This window comes from Moorena sp. SIO3B2 (assembly GCF_010692525.1).
Lineage (GTDB): Bacteria > Cyanobacteriota > Cyanobacteriia > Cyanobacteriales > Coleofasciculaceae > Moorena > Moorena producens.
The window spans coordinates 1-7,426 of the sequence record NZ_JAAHHE010000213.1 but is presented as its reverse complement, the minus strand read 5'-3'; the positions used below and the strand labels follow the sequence as shown (position 1 = coordinate 7,426).

6 protein-coding genes are annotated in these 7,426 nt (G+C 44.4%); 4 read left to right on the top strand and 2 right to left on the bottom strand.

Annotated elements, in window-relative coordinates:
- Positions 1-229: 229 nt before the first annotated feature.
- Complete coding sequence (locus tag F6K38_RS28120; RefSeq protein WP_287358357.1) at positions 230-1,099, bottom strand: EamA family transporter; 870 nt, start codon at positions 1,097-1,099, stop codon at positions 230-232.
- Positions 1,100-2,226: 1,127 nt separating this feature from the next.
- Between F6K38_RS28120 and F6K38_RS28115 the strand changes: the two genes are divergently transcribed.
- The 3 genes from F6K38_RS28115 to psb34 all read left to right on the top strand — a co-directional run bounded on the left by F6K38_RS28115 (position 2,227) and on the right by psb34 (position 5,405).
- Positions 2,227-2,721 (top strand): RodZ family helix-turn-helix domain-containing protein, encoded by a 495-nt coding sequence (locus tag F6K38_RS28115; RefSeq protein ID WP_075873601.1) that lies wholly within the window; start codon positions 2,227-2,229, stop codon positions 2,719-2,721.
- A 326-nt stretch (positions 2,722-3,047) separates the two neighbouring features.
- A complete protein-coding gene (gene thiO, locus F6K38_RS44430) occupies positions 3,048-5,063 on the top strand; it encodes a glycine oxidase ThiO (protein WP_287266342.1) in 2,016 nt (671 codons plus the stop codon).
- Between the two features lie 162 nt (positions 5,064-5,225).
- Positions 5,226-5,405, top strand: a complete 180-nt coding sequence (gene psb34 / locus F6K38_RS28105; RefSeq protein ID WP_008178251.1) for a photosystem II assembly protein Psb34 — start codon at positions 5,226-5,228, stop codon at positions 5,403-5,405.
- Between the two features lie 57 nt (positions 5,406-5,462).
- Here the strand turns inward: psb34 and F6K38_RS28100 are convergent, their stop codons facing one another.
- Positions 5,463-6,503 carry a tetratricopeptide repeat protein gene (locus F6K38_RS28100; protein ID WP_287358355.1) on the bottom strand — a complete coding sequence of 347 codons (1,041 nt, stop codon included), beginning with the start codon at positions 6,501-6,503 and terminating at the stop codon, positions 5,463-5,465.
- Positions 6,504-6,707: 204 nt separating this feature from the next.
- On the opposite strand from F6K38_RS28100, the gene psbP reads away from it, so the two are divergent.
- Entirely contained in the window at positions 6,708-7,250 is a 543-nt protein-coding gene (gene psbP, locus F6K38_RS28095; protein WP_044491972.1) for a photosystem II reaction center PsbP, read from the top strand.
- Positions 7,251-7,426: the final 176 nt, after the last annotated feature.

Sequence of the window (7,426 nt, the reverse complement as noted above, 5' to 3'; positions counted from 1 at the left end):
TGGTCTGGTGGGCAGTGCATCATACCAATTTAAACGCTGACAATTGGTTTGCTAAGCACTGCCCACCCTACATCTATTACTTTTGCCTTAATAAGCACTACCCACCCTACATCTTTTGCTGGTCTGGTGGGCAGTGCATCATACTAATTTAAACGCTGACAATTGGTTTGCTAAGCACTGCCCACCCTACATCTACATCTGCTCCCTGCTCCCTACCCAAAACCCAATCCTAATGTCCCGATAGAGTAATCAGTAAAACTCCCAATACCATAATTGCTGCGCCAACTGCTCTTTCCTGAATTCCCGGTTCTTTAAAAATTAGACATCCTAAGATTACACTAATTAAAACACTCATGCGTTTAACAGCGATCACGTGGCTAACAAAGGTCATTTCCAGAGCTGTCATTTGGCACAAAATTACTCCGGCCTGAAAGAAACCAATAGGAACTATAGATAGTAAATATTTTGGAATTTGGTTTAATTTACTTCTTGATTTAGACAGCATTATCACTCCCATACCTGTAGCAATAAAGCTATGCATCGCAATTGCCCAAAATATTGGAGATGAATTTTGTACCCCCACCTTATCAACGTTTGAGGTAATACTAAAAATTAAAGCTACGGTTAACATTAGCTGAGGGCCTCGTTGCTTAAGTAGCCCTTTAAAAGGGGCGAGGTAACCGTTTCTTTTCTCTTTCAAATTTAAGCTATAAGACCCAACCACAATCATGAGAATTCCTCCCATATCTAAGGGGGTGGGATATTCTCCAACAATGATTGGGGATGTCACTAATAAAAATAACGGGGTGAAGGTCATAAAGGGAACGGTAATGGATAAGTCAGACCGACTCAAGGCTTGGATATACAAGCTCATGGCTACCACATTCAGAGACCCTCCGACCATTAATGCTAAGCCAAAATTTCGGCCTAATTCCGGAATTTCAATCACAAAAAGGAGGGGCAGTAAAACAGGTAAAGAAAAAAATAATACTGCCCAAGAAATAATGTAAGCATCAACATTTTTGAGCCCTCGCTTACTCGTCAAATCCTTGCCAGAGGCAAAAAGAGCTGTTAGACTAGCGAATATCAACCAAAGCATAGTAGTGCTACCCTGTAGTTTAGCCAGAATAGGGATAATGAGTGAATGACAGACTTAACTAGCCTAGCTTAAGACATAAGTTAAGGCATAAGTTAAGACATAGTTAAATTGAGGATTTATGGTTAACTGTTGACTGTTGACTGTTGACTGTTCCCCGTCACTAAGCAACCCTATAAAAGTAGATAAGTTAACTAAAACAGTTAACTAGAACAGTTTACTAAAACAGTTAACTGTGTATTAGCAGAAGCAGTTAGCGATCGCACTGACACAGTTAGCTTTTGAATCATCCTCTGTTACCCGATCTCCCCATCAGTGCTAACAGAATGTAAGCTAAGGCACATTTAGCAATGGTTAACTAATGGTTAACTAATGGTTGAGAGTTGGGGGAGGTAATAAGTCTCGCGCCATAATAGGCAAATTAGGTCTCGGGATACCTGGACATCCTCCAAGTAATTTTGATCTGGTCAATCCCGGTAAAAATTCCAAATTGATCAACAAAATGATCAAAAATTTACTAGAAACATGATAATGTTGAAAGTTAATCTATCAGCTATCAGCTATCAGCTATCAGCTATCAGCTATCAGCTATCAGCCAAAGGCCAACCTACTGATTGGTGCTTTTGAATAAAATAACGTGACGGCTGACAGCTGACGGCTGAATGCTTATGTTGACAGTAAATTAGATTGACAATAACCAAGTCAAAAAAAACCTGTTGACCTATCCCACGTTCACGTAATCGAAATGCTATCGGTCTGATGGGCGTGGGACTGTTGCAACAGGTCGGGGATGTAAAACCTCAGCTTAGTCGCAAAACTCAACTTAGGCAATCCCCGGTCAAGTGACAAGCCAGTACCGTAGCGTCAGCTTGGAGTCTGGTAATTCACAAGACGATTTCCGCGCCTTGGGTAAAAATCATACCGGTGCGCTAGATGGGTGCAGGGGATAGGGTCAAACCGATGCAGTCGGCCAAAGGGGGAAACCCCTACTCGCCCTTTGCATCAAGAAAATGAACAATTTTCTTTTCTAGTGACCTCCGGAGAACTCAACTGGTATATTATGGGCGGGTGTGTTCACCGAAAAGGGACACATCTGTAAATTCCCTACTTCGACACACAGGTATTAAGTCATGGAAACACAATTCTTGATATCGAATCAGAGTATGAACAAATATATGAGGTTAACTACCAAATTATTAGTCCTGGTTGCTCTCCTAGGAGCAGTTAGTGCTTGTAAGGGTCGCCAAATCGAAGAGGCTCCCCAGAGTGCAAATCAAGTAGAACCAATTCCTGAAGCTGAGGAAGAAAAGGCTTCTCGCTTTAACATTCCCTTCTTTAATCTGGGTAGGAACCAGGAGGAGGCAGAACCAACGGATACAGCACTGTTAGAAGACCCATCAACTACAGAAGCTGAAACACCGAGTATTCAACCAGAGCAACCGATCGCACAAGCACAGCCGACTACAACTGATCCCTTTGCACAGCCAGAGGAGGATACTGTTGCTCAAGGAACTACCGTCATCAGTGAGTCTAGTGCTCCAGCGACTACAGCAAGCTCAGCAACTACAGGAAGTTCTGGTACAGTAGTATACGAAGATAATGACCCCATACCAGCCCTATGGTAAAGGGCACTACCTGTAGTTGTTTAAAAGGTTGGGGAAGAGATTAGAGATTGGGGATTAGGGGATGGGTCAAAAGCAGAAAGGATGAAAAATAAAGGTTGAAGAATAAAGCTTGAAGTAAAAAGGATAAAAAATAAAGGTTGAAGGAGGAAATGGGTTGATCGGACTTAAGGTTGACTAAAAACGTTATCCACAACCTACGAGTTACACTTCCCACTTCCCACTTCATACTTAATAGTTCATCCTTGATACTTCATACTTAATAGTTCATCCTTGATAGTTCATCCTTGATACTTTCCCCAATCCCTAGTCTCCACTCTCCTTAACCTATGAAAGCAGCAAGTGACATTCTGATTATTGGCGGTGGCATTATCGGTTTAGCGATCGCTGTAGAACTGAAACAGCGTGGGGCAACAGTAACTGTTGTCACCCGCAATTTCCAAGAAGGTGCCACCCTAGCTGCAGCGGGAATGTTAGCACCATTCTCAGAAGCGCTCCCCATTGGTCCGATGCTAGATTTAGGCTTGTGGTCCCACTCACTGTATCCTCAATGGTGTACCAAACTGGAACAGATGACTGGTGTGGCAACGGGCTATTGGCCCTGTGGCTTTTTAGCACCGGTCTATGAAGGGGCAGCAGGAAATCAGCAACACCAGCTCAGCAACCAAACCGGAGTTGCTGACTGGTTAGACAAAGATACAATTCATTGCTATCAATCCGGTTTAAGCTCAGAAGTGGTTGGTGGTTGGTGGTACCCAGAAGATGCTCAGGTGGTTCCCCAAGCACTCAGTAAAGCCCTGGGACTGGCTGCCCAAGAATGGGGAGTAGAGCTGCGTGAAGGGATAGCTGTGGAGGCAATTCAGCAGCGCAATCGCTTAGTCTCTGGGATTAGAACCTCCGCAGGGGAACTCCATGCAGACCATTATGTCCTGGCAACTGGAGCCTGGTCTAATCAACTGTTGCCCTTGCCAGTGGCTCCAAAAAAAGGTCAGATGCTGTCAGTAAAAGCCACTAAAAATTATCAACACCCCTTGCCACTACAGCGAGTGTTACATGGCTCTGAGGTTTATCTAGTCCCCCGTCGAGATGGACGAATTCTGATTGGTGCAACAGTAGAGGATGTGGGTTGGCAGCCTGACAACACTACTGCTGGAATTAACCGTTTGTTAGAATCAGCTATCCGGCTATATCCGGAAATCCAACACTGCTCGATTCATGAGTGTTGGTGGGGATTTCGACCAGCAACACCTGACGAATTACCAATTCTTGGCACTGGTCCTTGCCAAAACCTGAGCCTGGCTACGGGTCACTACCGCAACGGTATTTTGCTGGCTCCGGTAACAGCTTTGTTGCTGGCTGACCTGATTGAGAAGCAAAAGTCTGACCCATTGTTAGATCAATTTCGATACGACCGACTTTACCATCAACCAGCCTCAAGTCAAAGCAGTCCTAATCTAATAAGATTATCTAGTAACTCCTCCTCAACACCAGTGCTGCACTATAATTCTGGTACGGTCCGGGACTCTCACTCTGACAATGGGAAGGAACCATCCCCAGCTGATTTACTCACCATTGCGGGAAAAACCTTTCGGTCTCGTCTGATGACTGGCACAGGTAAGTATGACTCTCAACAGGTAATGGCTGAAAGTATTGCGGCTAGTGGCAGTGAAATTGTAACGGTGGCTGTGCGTCGGGTACAAACTAAAGCACCAGGACACGAAGGGCTAGCGGAATCCCTGGATTGGAGGAAACTGTGGATGTTACCCAACACCGCAGGCTGTAAAACGGCGGAAGAAGCGGTGCGAGTGGCACGGCTTGGTCGGGAAATGGCGAAGCTATTGGGTCAAGAAGACAATAATTTTGTGAAACTGGAAGTGATTCCTGATCCTAAGTATTTACTCCCTGACCCCATTGGTACTCTACAGGCAGCAGAGCAACTGGTAAAAGAAGGGTTTGCGGTTTTACCCTATATTAATGCGGATCCGTTATTAGCCAAACGCCTAGAAGAGATAGGATGTGCTACGGTGATGCCTTTGGGTTCACCCATTGGTTCGGGACAGGGCATCAAGAATGCTGCCAATATTGAAATCATCATTGAGGAAGCTGGAGTGCCGGTGGTGGTAGATGCTGGCATAGGTAGCCCCAGTGAAGCCACCTATGGGATGGAGTTAGGGGCAGATGCGTTATTGATTAATAGTGCGATCGCATTAGCAGGTAATCCGATCATGATGGGAAAAGCGATGGGAATGGCCACCGAAGCTGGTCGTCTGGCTTACCTAGCTGGTCGTATTCCAATTAAAAACTATGCTAGCGCTAGCTCACCCTTGACTGGTACCATTAGCTAGCTTACAAATTCATAGATCAAAGAACTTGTCAAGGTCTAGGACTGGATTAATACTTTAACGTAACAAATCAAGCTAATCAGGAAAACTGAAGAGTAGTTATGCCAATTTTTGTTACATTCTTTGTTACATTTATATAAATAAAGTAAAAAAAGGTTGTAATCCATGCCATATACAGTAGAAGAGGGCGGGCGTTTAAACAATTTTGCTAAAGAGCCAAAAGTTTACCAGGCAGAGCCACCCACTGCAGCAGAAAAGCGCAACTACCTGATCTTGGGTCTAACAGCCCTGATTTTAGTAAGTGGCTTGATCTTTGTGGCTTTCTCAGCCTCTGGTGTGAGCTAGGTACTGCACAGAAGAAAGCTGTTGAAAAGCCACTTCAGTTCAAGGGTCTGGTTGCCATTAAAGCTTTTTGATGGCTTCCATCGCTTCTTGATAATTTTCAGTTCTGCCTTGTTCTTGGAATAAATCAGCCGCTTTTTTGAAATCCTGAATCGCTTCCTCAACCTTATTGAGGTCAAGTCTGGCTAGACCCCGTTTATAAAACGCATCGGCAAAAGTGGGTTCAATTTTTAGAGTTTCTGTGTAATCAGCTACAGCAGCTTGATACTGTTTGAGCTTACTGCGAGTTAAACCGCGTTGGTAGTAAGCCATAGCATTTTTAGGGTTAATCGAGAGAGCTCGATCGTAATCCGCAATTGCTTGGAAATAGTTCTCTACTTCACTGTAGGCATTACCTCGACTGAGATAAACCGTATCATTATCGGGTGTCAGAGCAATAGCCTTGGAAAAATCAGCGATCGCTTCGATGAACTTCTTTTGCACAAAATAGGCATAACCACGGTTGCTATAGGCTTCACCATAGTCGGTTTTAATCTTGATAGCAGCAGTGTAATTATCAATCGCTTCTTGATAATTCCCCTGAATGTGGTGGACGTAGCCGAGATTGTAGTTTATATCAGGGTCATAGGGTTCCAGCTGCAAAGCCTGTTTGAAATTTGCCATTGCCTCTGGATAATTACCATTATCTAGTTGATCCACGCCCCGGTTGTAGAATTCAACAGCACTCATCCGGGGTATAGTTCTCAATGGCAATTCCGTATTAAAAGGGTCTTTCTCAACAGAGGGTTTTTCAGTAGTAGCTGGTTTCTCCTCCACAGGTTGGGCTTGAGTAGTAGCTGGTTTCTCCTCCACAGGTTGGGCTTGAGTAGTAGCTGGTTTCTCCTCCACAGGTTGGGCTTGAGTAGTAGCTGGTTTCTCCTCCACAGGTTGGGCTTCAGTATTAGTTGGCTCTTGCTTTGACGTAGGCTTTTGATTATCTGGCTCAGATCGGATAATGACTGGAACTGGAAGTGGCTCCTGCTGAGCATAGACAGTTGCGGTAAATCCAGTCAGTATTGTGGCAAGTCCTAGACTAGAGATAGTTAAATAAGTTGGTTTCATGGTATTCCTTACAAAGCCTGATGATTTCCAGAATTGTTACCGTGTGCAGTTGTCTAAAATCGCTCTATTAACTTGACTTAACTATCTATCACACATCTGGTGAGTGTCCAACCGGTAACAGAAAATACATAGGGGCAAGTACGATTAGTTAAAGATGAGACAATTAAGCAGCTGAGTTGACGTTTAATAGAGATGCTCAAAGAGATGCTCAAGAAAATTGCACCACTACTGCTGCTAGTGTTGAGTCTGGCTATACATGGCTGCACAACTGGTGCCAGTGGTCTACAAAGCTATGTAGACAGCCTTAACGGTTATCAGTTTTTGTATCCCAACGGTTGGGTCCCGATCAAGGTGACTGATGGACCCGATGTAGTGTTCCACGATATTATAGAAACCACCGAAAATGTTAGTGTGGTGATTAGCCCAGTGCCGGAAGGCAAGAGCCTTGCTGATTTAGGTACACCCTCAGAAGTGGGGTATCAGCTGCAAAAAAATGCCATTGCTCCTCCCGATTCTGGTCGCACAGCCGAGTTGGTTAATGCTGAAGCTCGTGAGGTAGCAGAAAAGACGTATTACCTTTTAGAATACAACGTCCAACTTCCCAACCAAGAACGGCACAACCTCGCCAGTGTGGTGGTCAACCGTGGCAAGCTCTACACCTTCAATGCTTCCACCACCGAACGACGCTGGGGTAAGACCAAAAATTTATTGGAGGCAGTGGTTAAGTCCTTTTCAGTGAACTATTAAACAGTTGTTCGCGTAGGGTGGCCTAAAGGCCAAGGTAGCAGGTTTGAAGGGTTGAAGGTTACAGGTTGTTTGGTTGTTTGGTTGTTTAGTTGTTCGCCAAAGGCGTGCTAATCAGGTACAGTCTTTTTTGACGCTGATTTCCTTAAAACCCTCTTGCCTATTGCCTTAAAAAAATA

What these genes read in the sequence shown, in the direction of transcription:
- F6K38_RS28120 (WP_287358357.1), bottom strand. Translation starts at nt 1,099, where the DNA reads ATGCTTTGGTTGATATTCGCTAGTCTAACAGCTCTTTTTGCCTCTGGC.
- F6K38_RS28115 (WP_075873601.1), top strand. Translation starts at nt 2,227, where the DNA reads ATGGAAACACAATTCTTGATATCGAATCAGAGTATGAACAAATATATG.
- thiO (WP_287266342.1), top strand. Translation starts at nt 3,048, where the DNA reads ATGAAAGCAGCAAGTGACATTCTGATTATTGGCGGTGGCATTATCGGT.
- psb34 (WP_008178251.1), top strand. Translation starts at nt 5,226, where the DNA reads ATGCCATATACAGTAGAAGAGGGCGGGCGTTTAAACAATTTTGCTAAA.
- F6K38_RS28100 (WP_287358355.1), bottom strand. Translation starts at nt 6,503, where the DNA reads ATGAAACCAACTTATTTAACTATCTCTAGTCTAGGACTTGCCACAATA.
- psbP (WP_044491972.1), top strand. Translation starts at nt 6,708, where the DNA reads ATGCTCAAGAAAATTGCACCACTACTGCTGCTAGTGTTGAGTCTGGCT.